The sequence below is a fragment of the Archangium violaceum genome, assembly GCF_016859125.1.
Taxonomy (GTDB): domain Bacteria; phylum Myxococcota; class Myxococcia; order Myxococcales; family Myxococcaceae; genus Archangium; species Archangium violaceum_A.
In genome coordinates, this window is sequence record NZ_CP069338.1 from 2604864 (window position 1) to 2621630 (window position 16767).

Here is a 16767-nt window from a genome sequence, read left to right on the forward strand (position 1 = left end):
CCATGAACTTCCGCGCGCTGCTCACTTCCGCCCTTCTCCTGCCCGCCTGCGCGGCGCAGAGAGCCTCGACCGCCCCGGCTCCCGAGCCGACGGCGCCCCCGACCGGTCTTCAACGCGAGGCGGGGCCCATCGGTACGCCCCACCCCATCGTCCTCCAGACCGCCGCCAGGGATGGGCGATGGGTGCTCGCCTGCCAGGCACGCGAGGACACGAATGGTGACGGAAAGCTCGAGGTCCGCTACGGCCAGCACGGGGGCACCCGCGGTGACGCACTCGTGCCCTACCTGTTCCTCGACCCGGGCGAAGGCGAGCAGCTCGACGACTTCCTCACGGCGGACCCCACCGACCGCTACCTCGTGGTGGTCCGCGGGGGTTCGCTCCGGCTGCTCGACACGTACACGCACGCCGACACCGAGCTGGCCGCGCCGGGCACCTTCCCCGAGAGCAAAGCGCCCCTCTCCGCCCTGCCCGTGTCCTTTTCTCGGGATGGCAAGCACCTGCTCCTGGTAACGCTGACCGGGCTCGACAAGAAGGCCTCGGCCGTCCTCATCAACCTGGCGGATGGGAGTCGACAGGAGGTGCGGCACGGGCCCGGTGTGCTGGGCGAGGCCTCGCTCGCTCCCGAGGGCAGATGGGCGATGTTCGGTGTGCTCACGGAGGACACCAATGGCGATGGACAGCTGACCTGGCCCATCGTGAAGACCACGCTCGCGCCCCGGGGCTGCCGGGGTCCCATCCTCTCGTATGGACAGTACGGCTACACCGGAGACAAGCCCTCCTTCGCCCTGACCCGGGTGAGCGGAGGCCCGCTCGTGCCGGCGGATGACATGCTCCTGCCCGTGGGCGACCTGGGGCTCCGCCGGGGCGAGCAGGGCGAGCTGTTCGTCGAGGACGCCTCGGGCCAGCGCACCGAGTGGGTGCCCGCGAGCTGCGGCGCTCAGATCGTCCACGTGGACCTCGAGCATCAACAACTCCTGGTGACCTGCACCGCACAGGGCAACGCGCTCGAGCTGCACGGCGCCCGGGTGCACCAGCCCCTCGGCCTGTCCGTCGAGCCCCCCCGCCGGCGAAACAAGCTCTCCTCGGAGCCCACCCGTCTGTACCCTGTCACTCCCATGCCCCCGGCCCGGAACCAGAGCATCGTGGACCTGGAGACGCGCACCGTGCATCCGGTGCCCATGCCGGGAGAGGTGAACTACACCGATGGAACTCGCGCCCTGGTGGTCCAGGCCTCCGAGGCCGACTCCACCAGGCGGCTGTGGTTCATGGACGTCGCCACCGGAGAGACGCGGGAGCTCGGCCCGGTGGAGGGATACGGAATCACGACCGCGGGGAACCTCGTCTACATCCAGGGCGCGCTGGTGGACCTGAGCACCGGACAGCTCCTCGGGAAGGTCGAGGACAACATCGACATCCTCGACACCCAGGGACGCACGCTGCGCACCGGGAGCCTGGGGGGCCGGGAGGCGCCCATTGGACCCCTCCAATGGACCCCCGCGGTGGCACCCGTACAACCGAAGTAGCCCGACGCCGCGGGCCGCGAGTGGAACGAGTCCCAGGCCACCTGGGCCCGGGCGACCGCCAAGGGCACCTACACCGCGACGCTCGGAGCGGAGGGGATTGCCACGGTCCAGGAATGGTCACCGTGGTACACCCCGCCCTCATGCTCTTCTTTTCACGGCGAGTCGTCGCTTCCCTGTGTATGTCGTTAGGCTTCTCGCTGCTGTGCGGCGGGTCCTCGGCCGCCGAGCCCTCCCCCGAGGGCTCGCCCCAGCGGGTGAAGCCCGCGGACGGGCTGTTCAGCATCGAGTTTCCCGCGGAGCCAACATGCGACGCGAACGCGGACGAGCCGGGCTGCCACTATGTGTACCCCTCGGAGGGGTGGATCCTGAGCACGTCGCTCTCGAAGGTCGAGTCCTCGGAGCCGCCCGCCGAGTCCCTCCAGAAGGCGCTGGCCACGAGTGCGGAGAACGGAAACTTCCGGATCGTCCGCCAGGAGGCCACACACGTCGGCGACCACCCCGCGCTCGACTACCGCTTCGAGTCCACCGACGACTCGGTCTATCGGGCAGTGGGGCGGTTGGTGCTCATCGGCACGCGACTCATCACCATCGAAGTGGGCGGTGAAACGCTCCCCTCCGAGGACGCCATCCAGCACTTCATGAACACCTTTCGCGTGGAGGGCCAACCGGGGAACGCAGCGGCCGTCGCGCACGCGGCTTCGGAGCCCCAACCCACTCCACCCCAGCCGGAGCAGGCGTCCTCCGCTTCGGTCCAGCCCGAGCCCTCTCCGCCGTCCCTCACCGCGCGGATGCAGGCCTCGCTGCTCAAGCCGGGCGTGCTCCAGTACCAGAGCATCCAGGAGAAGCTCCCCGGAGAGGGAATGCCCTGGAGCTTCTCCGTGGGGACGGCCAAACGCATCATCCAGCGCAAGCGCGACAAGAAGCGTGACGCGCTCATCATCACCGAGACGGGCCGCACCCAGGCGGGGAAGTTCGAGCACCGCTTCTGGCTCGATGCGAAGACCTTGCTGCCCTACCGATGGGTGAGCCGGTCTCCCGGTGCCTCGACGCGGCTGGAGGTCATCGACGGTTTCCTGCGCGGAGAGGGAAAGGGCGCCGGCGCGGTGAAGTTCAACCAGCACGTGGGAGACACGCCGCTCTTGTTCCCGGGCGCTCCGCTGGAGCTTGCCCTCTCCACGCTTCCCCTGGCGCCGGGCTTCACCGGGAGCGTCCGGGTGCTCGACCCGGGGGAAATGGCTGCTGGAAAGCCCTTCTCCACCTGGCGGGTCTCCGTTCCCTTCGCCGGCCCGGTCACGGGTCTCGCGAGCCTGAAGAAGGACGTCGCGAGCTACAAGCTCGAGCTGCTCGAGTCCACCGGGGAGAAGGAATTGGAGAAGGCGCCGCGGAAGATCACCCTGTGGATCGAAAGCGAGGCGCGCCGCGTGCTGCAGGTGGAGACCGTGGCTCCCTTGTCGCGAGGCGGTAGCAGGAGCGTTCAGACGATCCAGGCCCAGCGTTGAGCCTCGGCATGCGGAGCCGATTGCGTCCGCGGAAACCCTACATCTCACCCGGCATGAGCGGTGCGACGTCGAGCGCCCAGCAGTAGAAGCTCAGCTCGTCGACGTCTTGTTCGACGAGCGCCGTCAGCGTGGTGCCGCCGCCGTGTCCCGAATCCCGGAGCGGCAGCAGGAAATAGGGTCCACCCCGCGTGCCTTCCGCCTGGAGCCTGGCGACCATCTTGAGCGGATCATGCGGCGGCGCGATCCGGTCGTTCAACGCCGACGCGAAGAGCATCACGGGATAGCGGCGATCGGCTCGAACGTTGTGATAGGGCGAATACCCGGCGAGATACGGGCCCTCGATGGGATCTTCGGGCGAGCCGTATTCGACGACCGCCGAGCTCATGAAGCCGAAGCGCGGAAAGCGCAACATGTCGAGGGTGGGCGCGCGGCAGAAGACGGCCCCGAAGGCCTCGGGCGCTTGCATGGCGGTGACTGCGACGAGCAGACCGCCGTTGCTGTTGCCGCGTGAGGCGAGCCTGGAGGGCGTCGTGTAGCCCGCCGAGACGAGCCAGCGTGCCGCCGCGATGTAGTCGTCGAAGGCGTTCTGCCGCCGCGTCTTGCATGCCGCCTCGTGCCAGGCACGGCCATATTCGCCGCCGCCTCGCACGTTGGCGAAGGCGAGCACGCCGCCCAGCTTCAGCCATGCGGCATGGAGCGCCGTGAAGCGCGGCTCCACCGAGATGTTGAAGCCCCCGTAGCCGCTCAGACGCACGGGCTGGCGCCCGTCGCGAGGCAGGTCCTTCCGGTGGATGATGAACATCGACACCCGCGTACCGTCGGGCGACTCGTACCAGACCTGGTCCGTCACATACTCGGATGCGTCGAGCCCGACGTCGGGGACGTGGTACGGCGACAGGCGATCCGTCGCGTAGTCATACCGATAGACCGAGGGGGCCTGCACGAACGACATGAAGTTCACCCACACCTCGTCGCCGCGCCAGGCGCCGCTGATGCCGCTGACGATGCCTTCCCCCTCGTTGCGATTCACCGAGCCGAGGGCTGGCAACACGAGGTCGCGGAGGTAGGTGCCATCCTCGGCGTGGATGCGCACGCGATGAGACGCCGCATGCGAGTAGACGGCGTAGAGCCGGCCGCCGACACCAGCGACCGTCTGCAGCGTGTCCGAGCTCTCGGGGATGAGCGTCCGCCACTCCGTCGGTGCCGTCAGCGGAGCGACGCAGAGACGGCCGCGCGGCGCATCGAGGTCGGTATGGATGAGCAGCGAATCGCCAATCACCTGCACCTGGTTGAGAGACCGCATGGCGGGAGCCACGGGCACGAACGCGTCGTCCGCGAGCCGCAGCAGGTAGACGACGTTGGCGTGCACATAGTCCCACTTGTAGAGCACGGCGAAGCGGCCGCACTCGCTGAGCTTCACGGAGCACCAGTATTCCTTCTCCTGGTCATCGCCGAAGACGCGGCGGGCCGGCACGCCCGACCCGAGCCGGTGCTCGTAGATGGCGTTCCAGTGCGCCTCGTCGCCCGCGGGCACCTCGCCCGGCTCGGGACACGCCGCGTAGAAGAACCCCGACCCGTCGGGTCGCCAGGCCAGCGACGCGTGACTCGTACCTCGGGGCCGGTCGGGAAGCAGCCGCCCCGTCTCGACGTCGAGCACGTGGATCACCGCGCCATGGGAGCCGCCAACGGCCTTCCCGAACGCGACCCGCGTACCGTCGGGTGACGGCACGGCGAAGACCAATGCCTCGTTGCTCGCCCAGGTGTTGGGGTCGAGCAGCGTCTCGAGCGGCGCGCCCTCGCCGCGCCGGAGCATGAACTTGAGCTTGTCGTCACGGGCGTCCGCCTGCCAGAGAAATTCGCGTCCGTGCGGACCGGCGTGAATCGGCGGCGAGCGCCGCGCATAGCGTGCCGAGCGAGCGACCGCTGCCCGCAGCCCATCGCGCCCCGGCACCGCGCGCAGCACGGAGTGCGTGACGGCTTCCTGCGCCGAAATCCACGCCTGGGTCTCCGCGGCGCCGAGCCGCTCCATCCATGCGTAGGGATCATCGAACCGCCTGCCGTGCAGCGTGTAGCCGCTCTCCGGCTCGCGTCGCGTCGTGGGAAATTCCAGGGTCCGGTTCAGGTTCTTCATCAGGAGCTCCTCCGACACCGCACCGAGGAAGCCCAGCACGTTCATCCCGCTCCCCCCCACGCAGGAATCTCCAGAGGCACGGAGGGAAGGTCGAGCTGTAGGAGCAAGGCGGGCCCTTGCCCATGACGAATCAGCGCACGCGGCGGAAGAACTCCCGCACATCGCCGATGAAGAGGTCGGGCTCCTCCAGGGCGGCGAAGGTGCCGCCCCGGTCGAACTCCTTCCAATGAATGATGTTCGTGTGGTCGCGTTCGGCGAAGCGGCGGATGGGCCGCAGGATGTCACGGGGGAAGGACGCCACGCCGGTGGGCACCGACGTCGGCTTCACGTCCTCCGGGAGATCCGCCTGCTCGGGAGAATCCGGGGTCTCGACGAAGGAACGGGACGAGGAGTGGGCCGTCTGGGTGAGCCAGTACACCATGACGTTGGTGAGCAGGCGGTCGCGGCTGATGGCGTCCTCGGGTGAGTGGGTGCAATCGGTCCACTCCTTGAACACTCCGATGATCCATGCCAGCTGGCCCACGGGAGAGTCCGTCAGACCATAGGCCAGCGTCTGGGGCCGTGTGGATTGGATCTTCTTGTAGCCATACAACTCACGTTGGTAGTGGTCCGCGAAGGCCAGGCGGGCCTGATCGGCGTCGCTCAGACCCTCCATCTCGCCGGGCGCCCCCACCGGGAAGGTGATGAGCCCGTTGGTGTGCACGCCCACGACCCGGTCGGGCACGAGCAGACCGAGCTCGCGGGAGATCCATGTGCCCCAGTCCCCGCCCTGGGCGCCGTAGCGTTCGTAGCCGAGCCGGTGCATCAGCTCGGCCCAGGCCCGGGCGATGCGCCGCGCGCCCCAGCCCGCCTCGTGGGTGGGACCGGAGAACCCGTAGCCCGGAAGCGAGGGGATGATCAGGTGGAAGGCATCGGCGGGATCGCCGCCGTGGGCGCGAGGGTTCGTGAGCGGGCCGATGACGTCGAGGTACTCGACGATCGAGCTGGGCCAGCCGTGGGTGAGGAGCAACGGCAGCGCGTGGGGCTCGGGCGAGCGCACGTGCAGGAAGTGGATGTCCTGCCCGTCGATGCGCGTGATGAACTGCGGGTGGCTGTTGAGCGTGGCCTCGTGGGCGCGCCAGTCGTAGGAGGTGCGCCAGTACTCGGCCAGCTCCTTCAGGTAGCCCAGGGACGCGCCGTAGCGCCAGTCCGCCCCGGGCAGTTCGTCCGGCCAGCGGGTACGGCCCAGCCGTTCGCGCAGCTCGTCCAGCTCCGCTTGGGGAATATCGATGCGAAAGGGTCGGCTCTCACGGCTCTCTTCCCGGATCGAACGCATGTGGACTCCTCCACTCTGTACGGCGTACGGAATCTATACTCCATAACAACGTACGACGTACAGCATTTCCGCTTGTGGGAAGAATGACGGGGTGACGACCGAGTACAGCGGCAGTGGGGATCCCCAGCGGAGCATCGAGTTGCTGTGGGGGCTCCAGGAGCGTGGGAAGCGGGGGCCGAAGCCCCGGCTGACGGTGGAACAGATCGTCCAGGAGGCGATCGCGCTGGCGGACGCGGAGGGGCTGGGGGCGCTGTCCATGCGACGGGTGGCGGACGCGCTGAAGGTGGCCCCCATGTCGCTGTACACGTACGTACCGAGCAAGGCGGAGCTGATCGACGTCATGCTGGATCGGGCCTACGGCGAGCTTCCCCGGAGCGAGGATGTGTCCGGGGGCTGGCGGGCGCGGCTGGAGAAGATCGCCCGGGAGAACTGGGCGCTCTACCATCGGCATCCCTGGATGCTGCACATCGCGAAGAGCCGGCCCGTGATGGGGCCGAACCTCATCGCCCGGTATGAGCACGAGTTGCGCGCGGTGGACGGGATTGGCTTGACCGACGTGGAGATGGACTCGGTGGTGAGCCTGGTGGCGGGGCACGTCGAGGGGGCGGCGCGCCGCTCGGTGGAGGCAGCGCAAGCCGAGCGGCACACCGGCATGAGCGACGAGCAGTGGTGGGCGGCGCACGCTCCGCTGTTGGAGAAGGTCCTGGATCTCCAGCGCTACCCCACCGCGGCCCGGGTGGGGTCGGCGGCGGGGGCGGAGTACGGGGCCGCGACCCACCCCGCGCACGCCTTCGAGTTCGGCTTGCAGCGCGTCCTGGATGGACTCGAGGTGTTCATCCAGGCACGCACTCGGGGCCCGCGCTAGGACCCATCTAGCATGCGGCGGCCAACCCCGATTGTCCCCTCTTGAAGGAGACCCACCCGCTTCCTCCCGAGCTCATGGGGCCGGTGCCCCGGAAGGATGTCTGGGGAGAGCGGGGCTACCTCGGTCAGCCCCGCTCTCATGCCACCCTGCTGCACCACCCCGAGAAGGAGATGCACATGCGCTACGAGGCGGTGCGTGCCACTCCGAAGTGAGCCGTCTCATCGAGCGATTTTCATTTTCGCCGTGGCACCCGTGTACCCTCATGATTTGTTCCCATCCGCATCACCCACCTGGAGGTTGAAAATGAAGAACCTGCGTCATTGCCTGGTCGGACTGTTTCTGCTGACGGGAGCCTGTGGAGGGCCCATCGAGGAGGGGTCCACCGAGGCACCCGCTCCTGGCACCGAGGCCGGGCAGGAGACGTCGGACACCGGAGGGCCGACCAGCCAGGCCTTCTGTGATTACGAGTACAGCTATGGCAGCTGTGGCTCATGCTCGATCCCCGCCAGCGCCACCCCGGGGGAGGTCTCCGCCCTCGCCTACCCTGGCAACACCGTCCGCAAGCGCTACTGCTGCACCACCACGAGCGGCAGCTATTCGTGCGGGAGCTGGCAGAACAACGGCTGCAGCGCCTGCTAGACGCCCCTCCCCGTAGGTAGAAGGTGTCAATTCCCTCCCTGCGAGTCGGTTGACACCTTCACCGCGAGACGTACGTGGCCGCGACCCCCACGTGGAGAGGGCATCTCTTCTTCGGGCCCGGGCGCCTGCTCTACGCGGGGCCCCTGGGCGAGACGCGGCTGCATGCCCACCACAGCTTCCAGTTCCTGCTCTCGCTCGGTGAGCCGGTCGCGCTGGGTGACTCCCGCCAGCAGGTCAGGGCGTGTGGGGCGGCCGTCATCCCGCCGGATGTCGGGCATGCGGTGGTCGGTGCGGCCAGCGCCGCGGTGCTGCTGCACGTCTCCCCCGATGACCTCGTCGGGCGAAACCTCCGGACGCTCGGCCTGGCCAGGGACTCCGTGGCCGACTGGCAGCGGGCGGGGGCACGACTCGAGTCGCTTGCCCCACGGGCACTCCCGCGCCACTGGCACGAGGCCGAGGCGCTCGCGCAGGAGATGATCCGCGTCCTCCAGGTGAACACGGCGGGCCCGCGACCCGCCCACCCGGCGGTGAAGCGACTGCTGCGCCTCCTGCCAGAGATGCTCGAGGAGGACGTGAGCCTCGAGGCGCTCGCCGCTCGGGTGGGGCTCTCCGCCAGCCGGCTCTCCCATCTCTTCAGTGCCGAGGTGGGCCTCCCGCTCCGGCCCTACATCCTGTGGCTGAGGCTTCACCGCGCCGCCGAGTCCCTGCGAAGGGGAGCGCCCCTCACCACCGCGGCGCATGCGGCGGGCTTCACCGACAGTGCGCATCTGAGCCACACCTTTCGCCGAATGTTCGGGCTGTCCCCCTCGGAGATCGCCGGCGTGGTCGAGTGGGTCCTTCCCCCCACGGAATAGCGAGTTCTTACAAGCGCGCGCATCCCCCTCGCGAGAAGGTGGCGCCATCACGGTGGAGGGAAGTCATGCCGATGGAGTCGAAGCTGCGCGCCGCTTTCGAGGCCGAGTTGCGCCAGGCCGCCGAGGCGGAACGGGACGGTGGGTTGCCACGCGCCTGGCGCCACCTGGAGCGGGCCCACATCCTGAGCCAGGCGTATGCCGGGCCCCACATCCGGGTGCATTGCCTCATGTTTGGTTTCGGGTGGCGGCGCCGGGACGTGCGCGAGCTGCTCGGACAGCTCGCGAGAATCCTGGTGGCCGGGCCCGGCTCGTGGCTCGGCCGGGCACCGCTCGGCAACACGGGGGGCGCCAACGTGGGCATTCTCACCCCCATGCCGATTCCCGAGGACCTGCGAGTCCTTCTCGAAGCGAGCGGGAACCCGCCGCTTCACTCGCGAGAGTGACCCGGTCCGTCATCAGCCCTCCGCTACCGCTGGGACGGTTCCAGGCATCCTCACGGGCAACCGGACGATGAACGTCGCTCCCTGACCCTCCTGGCCCTGCTCCTCCAGTGTTCCGCCATACGCCTGGGTGATGATCTCGTAGCTGAACGAGAGCCCGAGCCCCGTCCCCTGCCCTGGGGGCTTCGTCGTGAAGAACGGTTCGAAGATGCGCTGCCGCACCTGCGCGGGGATGCCCATCCCGTTGTCCTCGACCCGGATCTCGAAGGTCTGGCCCAGATTCCGGGTGCGAACCGTCACCTGGGGTACATGGTTCTTGTCCTGCTTGCGCCGCTCGCCCACGGCATGGAAGGCGTTGTTCAGCAGGTTCATGAGCACGCGACCTATCTCCTGGGGCACCAGCTCGAGCTCCAGGACTCCCGGGTCATAATCCCGGACGACCTGGCAGGCGAAGCCAAGCGTCGACAGGTGCGAGCCCTGGTGGACGAGGTTGACGTACTCCTCCACCACGGCGTTCAGGTTCTTCAGGCTCCGCTCCCCCCGGCCCGTCCGGGAGTGCTCCAACATGGAGCGGACGATGCCATCCGCCCGCCGACCGTGCTCGTAGATCTTCTTCGCACTCATCCGCAGGTCGGCGAGGAGGTCCTCCACCTCGGCGACCGTCAGGCGCGGGTTGAGGCTGGCTTCCTTCGTCAACTCGTCGAGCAGCTCCGACGTGTTCTGGGCGAAGTTGTTGATGAAGTTGAGCGGGTTCTTGATTTCGTGCGCGACGCCGGCCGTCAGCTGGCCGAGCGAGGCCAGCTTCTCCTGCTGGATGAGCTGCGCCTGCGTGGCCTTCAGGTGCTTGAGCGCGGATTGGAGATCGATGTTCTTCTGCTTCAACTCCAGGGTCCGCTCCTCCACCTTGCGTTCCAGCTCGTTGTAGAGCTGGGCGTTCTCGATGGAGATGGCGATCTGCGCGGAGAGCAGGCGCAGGACCTCCTGCCGCTCGGGTGTGAACGCCCCGGGGGTGAGGTTGTTCTCCAGGTAGATGAGCCCCAGGAGCCGCCCCTGACTGAGGATGGGCAGGCAGAGGATGGAGCGGGGCGCGCGCTGGAGGATGTAGGGGTCCGAGGCGAAGCGCGCATCCCGCGTCGCGTCGTCGAGCACGACGGGCTCCTGGGTCCGGGCGGCGAAGCGCAGGATGGCGAGCGGGGCCCGGGGCGCCTCCGAGTCAGGAGCCTGCGTGGAGCGAGACTGGAGCACGGTGACCTCTTCCTGGTCCGCGCGGCCCTCCGCCTCGATGACGAAGTCTCCCTTGCGCTCGAAGAGGAGCCCCCCCCACTCGGCCCCCGCGTTCTCGATGAGGAGGCGGGTGAGCCGCTTGAGCAGCTCCGAGAGCACCACCTCGCTCGCGATCGTCTGGGAGGCCTTGAGCACCGAGGCGAGGTCGAGCGCCTCTTGCGCCTTCTCCTCGGTGGTCGTGCTCTTGGAGGAGAGTCCGAGGCGGGTGGTCCGGGACATGGACCTTGCCTGGGAGAGCAAGCGCGGGCTGGCCGCCTCCATGGCGCGCAGCTTGGTCTTCGCGCCCCAGAGCTCGTAGGAGTAGTGCGCCTGATGCAGATAGTGGTCGGAGATGTCGACCTGCTGGCGCTCCAGGTAGAAGCGGCTGGCGACCTCGCAGGCCAGGGCCTGCTCGTTGACGTAGCCGTTGTCGCGGGCCAGCGAGATGGATTGGTCGTAGAGTTCCCGGGCCTCCGCCGCCCGGCCTCGCAGGCGCAGCAACTCCGCCTCGACGAGCAGGTACTTGTGCTGGAAGTTCATGGGCGCGTACTTCGCCCACTTCTTCATCAGCTTCTGCCCACGAGCCACCCGCCGCAGCGTCGCGGCCCGCTCCTGCTCATTGCCTTCCCGGAAGAGCGCGAGCCGGGCCAGCGAGTCGTAGAAGTAGAAGCGGGGGACGTCCGCCTGGCTGAGCACGCTGTCGAGGTACTGCTCGGCGGCTTCCGCCGCGGCGACGGAGCGTTTGAACTGGCCAAAGGTGTACGCGAGGGCCTGCTTGTTGAGGTACACGTGGGCCAGGGCCATCCGGTCGTTGGCCGCTCGCAGCGCCGGAATCATGGTCTCCTCGTCGCAGGCCTCCCCATGCAGCTCGCAGGGGTCCTCCGTCGGCTCGACGAGGTTGATGACCGCCTGGTGGGTGCTCGCATGTGAGTTGTAGGCGATGTCCTGCCGGTGCCGCTTCATCTCCTGCGCGTACTGGTCGAACTGGACACGGAGGGATTCGAGGTTCTCCCCGCTGGCGTAGGCGTATTTGCACGCGACGTAGGCGTCGTAGCACGCGTACTCGAGCTCCCCGGTATCGAGCCCCACCTGATAGCCCTTGTGCAGGTTCTCGACGCAGACCCTGAGGTGCTCGGCGTAGTGGCGGGTGAAGGCATTGGTCATCAGGTTGCCCTGAGCGCGGATCGGTGCCGAGCTGGGCCGGGAGAGGAGCTCGTTCGCGAGCTGGCCGTATTGATACGCGCCCTGGACGTCGTTGAGCAGGCCGCCCAGCAGCAGGCCGTAGCAGCCGTAGGCGTCGGATGAGAACTCGGTGTTCCCGTAGGTCGCGACGAGCCGCACCTGCTTGAGCGTCATGACTGCGTGGAGCAGCGGCGAGGACACGTACAGGGACGAGTGCGCCGTCGCGATGATGCGGACCGCCACCGCCTTCTCGCGCTCCGTCATCTCCGGCATTCGCGCCAGGTCCTCGATGCGCTTGCGGGCGAGCAGGAGCCGGGTGCGGAGCATCTCGGAGAGCAGGTAGGCCTTGCTGGGATTGGGTGGGCAGTGGATGCCGAGCTGCCGCAGGTAGCGCAGGGCGGTGTCGGCGGCGTCAAGCGGACGCTGCTGCGCGTTGAATGCCCGGATGCGGATTTCATGGACCTTCGCGGCCTCGAGCGGACCGCGGGCCGCGGAGAGGGCGGTGCCGATCCATCGGTCCATCTGGGCGAAGTCGGTGATGGTGTATGCCGTCTCGGCGGCCTCCTCGAGGAGCGCCATCGCCAGCTCGCGACGGCGCGTGAGCCCCTCCGGTCCCATGAGCTCGATTCCGAGCCGCGCATAGCCGTTCGCCGCCTGGAAGGCCGCCGAGTGCTTCGCCTTGCGACAGGCCCTCAGATTCAGCTCCGCCAGCCCGTCGCTTTCCTCCACGCCACGCGCGCGGGCCCTGCCCGCGTTCAGGTGGTTGGTGATGTCGAAGAGGTTCTTCTCCAGCAGCTCGGGGGGGCCCCGCTCCAGCAGGAGCTGGCCCATCTCCCAGTGGAGCGACGCGCGCTCCTCTTCCGCGATGAGGGAGTACGCCGCCTGCTGGATACGGTCGTGGGCGAACTTGTAGGAGACCGAGAGCTCCTGGAACAGCCCTTCCACGTCCACCGCGACGAGCTTGTAGTTGTTGTCCTGGGCGAGGATGAGCCCCTGGGCCAGCGCGGGCCAGAGGTCGGCCGCGGTCTCCCGGGAGGACTTGCGGCAGACGACGGCCAGCGAGTCCAGGTTGAACTGGTTGCCCATGAGGCCCGCGAGCATGAGCGCGCGCTGGGTACGCTCGTCGAGCGCGCGCAGCGTCTGCATCAGGAGCTCCACCACGTTGTCCGTGATGTTGCGAGCGCGAATCCGCGCCAGGTCCCATTGCCAGACGCTCCCGCCCGCCTTCGAGCGGCCTCGCGCCAGGCTGATGAGGTGCTCCGTGTACAGAGACTTCAGGAACTCCCTGAGGAAGAAGGGGTTTCCATCCGTCTTCGACAGGAGCAGCTCCGCGAGCGGCTTCGCCGCCTCCAGCGAGCAGCCGAGCGTGTCCTGGAGCATCTCCTGGATGGTGGGCAGGTCGAGCGGGCGGAGCACCAGCTCATTCACGATGGCCCCGGCGCGGCGCAGCTCCGCCACGGACAGGGCGAGTGGGTGGCCCGGTGTCACCTCGTTATCCCGGTAGGCGCCAATCAGGAAGAGGTGCGTCAGCCCCGGGCTCAGCATGAGCTGTTGCAGGAGCCGCAGCGAGCCGGCGTCCACCCACTGCAGGTCGTCCAGGAAGAGGACGAGGGGATGCTCGCGGCTGGCGCAGGCCCCGATGAAGCGGTTCAGCACCAGGTTGAAGCGGTTCTGCGCCTCGGAGGGGCCCAGCTCGGGGACGGGCGGGACATCCCCGAGGATGAGCTGGAGCTCGGGGAGGACCTCCACGAGCACGCCCGCGTTCGGACCGAGCGACTCCGAGAGCTCCCGCTTCCAGCGCTCGATGCGCTCCGGGCTCTCCGAGAGAATCTGCCGGATGAGCGAGCGGAAGGACTGCACGAGCGACGCATAGGGGATGTCGCGCTGGAGCTGGTCGAACTTGCCCGAGATGAAGTAGCCCCGCTGCCGCGTCAGCGGGTGGTAGCTCTCCTGCACGAGCGCGGACTTGCCGATGCCCGAGTAGCCCGACACCAGGAGCAGCTCCCGGCCTCCCTCGCACACCCGCTCGACGGCCTTCAGCAGGACCGCGCTCTCCTCCTCGCGGCCATAGAGCTTCTGTGGAATCTCGAAGCGCGCGACGAGCCGCCGCTGATCCAGAGGGAACGGCTCGATGCGATGGGCCACGCTCCACTGCCGCGCGCACTCCTCGAGGTCCGCCTTGACGCCCTCCGCGGAGAGGTAGCGGTCCTCGGCGTTCTTGGCCATCAGCTTCAAGACGAGCGCCGACAGCACCCCCGGGATCTCCGGCCGGAGGGTATCGGGCGGCGTCGGAACCCTGGCGAGGTGACAATGGACGAGCTCCATGGCGTCGTCCGCATCGAAGGGGAGCTGCCCCGTCAGCATCTCGTAGAAGGTGACGCCCATCGAGTACAGGTCGGTCCGGTAGTCGATGGCGCGATTCGTCCTCCCCGTCTGCTCGGGCGAGATATACGCGAGCGTTCCCTCCAGTACCTCGGGGCTGCGGAGAGCGGGGACCTCTCGCGAGAGCACGGCGGAGATGCCGAAGTCGATGAGCTTCGCCTCGAGCGTGGCCGGGTTCACCACCACGTTCGAGGGATTGACATCCTTGTGCATGATGTTGAGCGCATGCACCTGACTGAGCGCCTCGGCCATCTGACTGGCGAGGGCGAGGAACTCCGCGATGGACAGGCGGCGCGTCTTCAGCAGTCGGTCCATGGACTCGCCACCGAAGTCCTCCAGGACGACGAGCCACCGGTTCTCGTAGCTCTCCAACGAGAGGGCCCGGATGACGTTGGGGACCGCCATGCTCCGCAGCAGCTCGTACTCGCGTTTGAACCAGGCGAGCCGGCTGGCGGGCGGATAGGGCTCGGCGAGAACCTTGAGGATGACTCGCGCACCCGTCACCACATGCTGCGCCCGGTAGACGAAGGAGTTGCGGCTGCGGAACAGCTCGCGATCCACTGCGTAGTCGAGGATTCTCGTCAACATTCCTTGCCCCCCGGGAGGCTTAGCTGGGCTGTGGCTGGATGACCGGCGGCTTGTCCTCGAGGGGCTTGGGAACTCCGAAGAGCCGGCAGAGGAGGACCCGGGCGCTCTTCGCCATGTCGGACGCACCGCGCATGTAGTTGAGGGAGTTGTAGTCGTCCACGGATTCCGCCGGCAGCAACCCGAGCGAAGGCGGGTGGTGTCTCACCGAGAAGCGCGTCCGCACGCCGTCCTCGAACGGGAGGACCTCCTCGAGCGTCACGGTGCCCAGGTCCATATGAGGATGGGTCGCCTCGTCCCAGGCGACATTGCTGTTGAGGATCTCCGGGCTCTCCCCGGACCGCGGCGTATGGACCTGGATTTGCAAATGATAGGTGACGGGGCCGCGCGAGAGCCGCTCGACGAGCTCCTCCTTGAGGTAGTTCGGACTGCGACTCGGATCCGTCAAATCCTCGTTCCACCGGGTAACGAAGCGCGTCGGGACCTGCGAGTGGTAGTAGAGCTGCGTGAAGGAGTTCGGATCCTTACGACATCCATCCGCGGAGGCCAGCAGGCCGCGCGGGTACTTGTCGTAATACGTCCAGGAGTCGAGCCCCTTCACCCGGGGGTTCTTCTTCGTCACGAACTCCATGAAGCTCCTCGCCGACCAGAACAGCGACATGGTGCCGGTATTCATCTCGAGGTCCAAGGGGCTCTCATACTCGCTGTCCGCGAACTTCAGCGACGCGGCACGAACCAGGATGACGGTGTCGTTCGGATAGGACACCGAGGCGTGCCGCAGCCGGCACGCGAACTCGCGTCCGGGCTCGAAGAAGTCGTGTGCGGGGAAGGTGGGATTCTCCGTCACCCGGAGCCGCCCTCGCACGGCCATACCGTTGTCGTGGGACATCCGCTGGCGTCTCAGGGAGTACCAGGCGAAAACGAACGACCCCCACCCGTACGCGCCATACTGGAGCTGCAACCGATCGAAGGAGGTGACATGTCAATGGGGTCCACTGTACCGGACGTTCACCGGATGACTCACGACGAGAAGGAAGCTGGAAGGCAGGTCGCAAGCCAGGCAGGCGGGGCGGCATCAGCACGCCGGGCAGGCACCGCCGGTGGAGACGCTCGCGCGCCTCATGGGCTGCTCGCCTCCGTCCGACCGTGCGGCGTGGACACGGGAGGCTTCGCACCGGGAGGACGTGGGAGCTCGAAGAGCGAGACGAGCCGCGCGCCCCGTGCCAGCAACTCCTCGCGCCTGGCCCGCCAGATTCGGGCGCACCGGTAGAAGGGTACCCCGGGATAGAGGTGGTGCACGAGATGGTAGTTCTGACATAGCAGCAACACCGTGGCCAAACGCCCCTCGATGATGAACGAGGCCCGGTAGGGACTCTCGGAGGTGGCGCGGCAGTGGGGCCGCTGGTGGGGCACGTAGTCGAAGCTGTACGTGAGGAGGAACAGCGCGATGCGCGCCGGGAGCAGCCAGTGGACGAGGAAGTCGATGGCGTGGCCCGTGAGCAGGAACCCGGCGATGGCGGCCACGAGGACCAGGGCGGACAGCCAGGACTCCAGATTGTCGCGCCGAGAGATGCCGTCTCGAGGCTCGTACTCGAAGAAGTAGTGCAGGTCCGCCGTCGCCCAACGAAGGGGGAGCTGCCACCAGGGACCCTCACCGCTGTAGCGATCCGGGTCGCGGAGCGGGTCTCCCGCGAAGCGGTGATGGCGCCGGTGGACGTTCTGGAAGCCGACGAAGCGCACCAGAAGGATGCTGGCACTCGCGTGGCCGAGCAGCGAGTTGAGCCAACGCAGGCGCGAGACGGCGTGGTGCGAGGCGTCGTGCATGACGGTGAACGCGGCGAAGGCGCCCGCCGTCGAAAGCGCCACGGCAGCGGGCGTGGAGAGCCCTCCGCACAGACCCGCCGCCATACCGCCGCTCCATGCCGCCAGCAGACCGGTGAAGAGCAAGACGGTCCCCCAGGCGACGCGGGGCGCCTTGAGGAGCACGGAGTGGTTGACGTCGTCATTCAGGCGGTGCATCGGACCGAGCTCCCCCTCACCCGACTGACGGATTGCGGCAAGTGACGTACACCCTGCTGGCTCCTACCGA

12 protein-coding genes are annotated in these 16767 nt (G+C 67.9%); 7 read left to right on the forward strand and 5 right to left on the reverse strand.

All coding sequences use genetic code 11. The features are described 5' to 3' along the window. Positions 1–2 precede the first annotated feature (2 nt). Together JQX13_RS11185 and JQX13_RS11190 are read left to right on the forward strand one after the other, a co-directional pair. The gene (locus JQX13_RS11185; protein WP_203409011.1) at positions 3–1523 is read left to right on the forward strand and encodes a hypothetical protein; all 1521 of its coding nucleotides are present in this window, start codon (positions 3–5) and stop codon (positions 1521–1523) included. Positions 1524–1702: 179 nt separating this feature from the next. Then, positions 1703–3022 (forward strand): hypothetical protein, encoded by a 1320-nt coding sequence (locus JQX13_RS11190; RefSeq protein ID WP_203409012.1) that lies wholly within the window; start codon positions 1703–1705, stop codon positions 3020–3022. A gap of 37 nt (positions 3023–3059) precedes the next feature. Here the strand turns inward: JQX13_RS11190 and JQX13_RS11195 are convergent, their stop codons facing one another. Together JQX13_RS11195 and JQX13_RS11200 are read right to left on the reverse strand one after the other, a co-directional pair. Continuing rightward, on the reverse strand, positions 3060–5198 hold the full coding sequence (locus tag JQX13_RS11195) for a prolyl oligopeptidase family serine peptidase (RefSeq protein ID WP_239014687.1): 2139 nt from the start codon (positions 5196–5198) through the stop codon (positions 3060–3062). A gap of 85 nt (positions 5199–5283) precedes the next feature. Then, positions 5284–6468 carry an epoxide hydrolase family protein gene (locus JQX13_RS11200; RefSeq protein ID WP_203409013.1) on the reverse strand — a complete coding sequence of 395 codons (1185 nt, stop codon included), beginning with the start codon at positions 6466–6468 and terminating at the stop codon, positions 5284–5286. Positions 6469–6559: 91 nt separating this feature from the next. On the opposite strand from JQX13_RS11200, the gene JQX13_RS11205 reads away from it, so the two are divergent. The 5 genes from JQX13_RS11205 (at position 6560) to JQX13_RS11225 (ending at position 9269) form a co-directional block, all read left to right on the forward strand. Continuing rightward, a complete protein-coding gene (locus JQX13_RS11205; protein ID WP_203409014.1) occupies positions 6560–7333 on the forward strand; it encodes a TetR/AcrR family transcriptional regulator in 774 nt (257 codons plus the stop codon). Between the two features lie 41 nt (positions 7334–7374). After that, positions 7375–7545, forward strand: coding sequence for a hypothetical protein (locus tag JQX13_RS11210; protein ID WP_203409015.1), 171 nt, complete (start codon positions 7375–7377; stop codon positions 7543–7545). Between the two features lie 91 nt (positions 7546–7636). Further along, the gene (locus JQX13_RS11215; RefSeq protein WP_203409016.1) at positions 7637–7972 is read left to right on the forward strand and encodes a hypothetical protein; all 336 of its coding nucleotides are present in this window, start codon (positions 7637–7639) and stop codon (positions 7970–7972) included. Between the two features lie 74 nt (positions 7973–8046). Then, positions 8047–8826, forward strand: coding sequence for a helix-turn-helix transcriptional regulator (locus JQX13_RS11220; protein ID WP_203409017.1), 780 nt, complete (start codon positions 8047–8049; stop codon positions 8824–8826). Between the two features lie 65 nt (positions 8827–8891). Beyond that, positions 8892–9269 (forward strand): DUF3703 domain-containing protein, encoded by a 378-nt coding sequence (locus tag JQX13_RS11225; RefSeq protein WP_203409018.1) that lies wholly within the window; start codon positions 8892–8894, stop codon positions 9267–9269. Between the two features lie 12 nt (positions 9270–9281). On the opposite strand, the gene JQX13_RS11230 is transcribed toward JQX13_RS11225, so the two are convergent. From JQX13_RS11230 to JQX13_RS11240, 3 genes are all read right to left on the reverse strand, one after another. Continuing rightward, the gene (locus JQX13_RS11230) at positions 9282–14681 is read right to left on the reverse strand and encodes an ATP-binding sensor histidine kinase (protein ID WP_203409019.1); all 5400 of its coding nucleotides are present in this window, start codon (positions 14679–14681) and stop codon (positions 9282–9284) included. A 19-nt stretch (positions 14682–14700) separates the two neighbouring features. After that, a complete protein-coding gene (locus JQX13_RS11235; protein ID WP_203409020.1) occupies positions 14701–15567 on the reverse strand; it encodes a hypothetical protein in 867 nt (288 codons plus the stop codon). Between the two features lie 230 nt (positions 15568–15797). Next, the gene (locus tag JQX13_RS11240) at positions 15798–16697 is read right to left on the reverse strand and encodes a fatty acid desaturase (RefSeq protein ID WP_203409021.1); all 900 of its coding nucleotides are present in this window, start codon (positions 16695–16697) and stop codon (positions 15798–15800) included. Positions 16698–16767: the final 70 nt, after the last annotated feature.

Coding starts and splice junctions, on each gene's coding strand:
- JQX13_RS11185 (WP_203409011.1), top strand. CDS start 3: ATGAACTTCCGCGCGCTGCTCACTTCCGCCCTTCTCCTGCCCGCCTGC.
- JQX13_RS11190 (WP_203409012.1), top strand. CDS start 1,703: ATGTCGTTAGGCTTCTCGCTGCTGTGCGGCGGGTCCTCGGCCGCCGAG.
- JQX13_RS11195 (WP_239014687.1), bottom strand. CDS start 5,198: ATGAACGTGCTGGGCTTCCTCGGTGCGGTGTCGGAGGAGCTCCTGATG.
- JQX13_RS11200 (WP_203409013.1), bottom strand. CDS start 6,468: ATGCGTTCGATCCGGGAAGAGAGCCGTGAGAGCCGACCCTTTCGCATC.
- JQX13_RS11215 (WP_203409016.1), top strand. CDS start 7,637: ATGAAGAACCTGCGTCATTGCCTGGTCGGACTGTTTCTGCTGACGGGA.
- JQX13_RS11225 (WP_203409018.1), top strand. CDS start 8,892: ATGCCGATGGAGTCGAAGCTGCGCGCCGCTTTCGAGGCCGAGTTGCGC.
- JQX13_RS11230 (WP_203409019.1), bottom strand. CDS start 14,681: ATGTTGACGAGAATCCTCGACTACGCAGTGGATCGCGAGCTGTTCCGC.
- JQX13_RS11235 (WP_203409020.1), bottom strand. CDS start 15,567: ATGTCCCACGACAACGGTATGGCCGTGCGAGGGCGGCTCCGGGTGACG.
- JQX13_RS11240 (WP_203409021.1), bottom strand. CDS start 16,697: ATGCACCGCCTGAATGACGACGTCAACCACTCCGTGCTCCTCAAGGCG.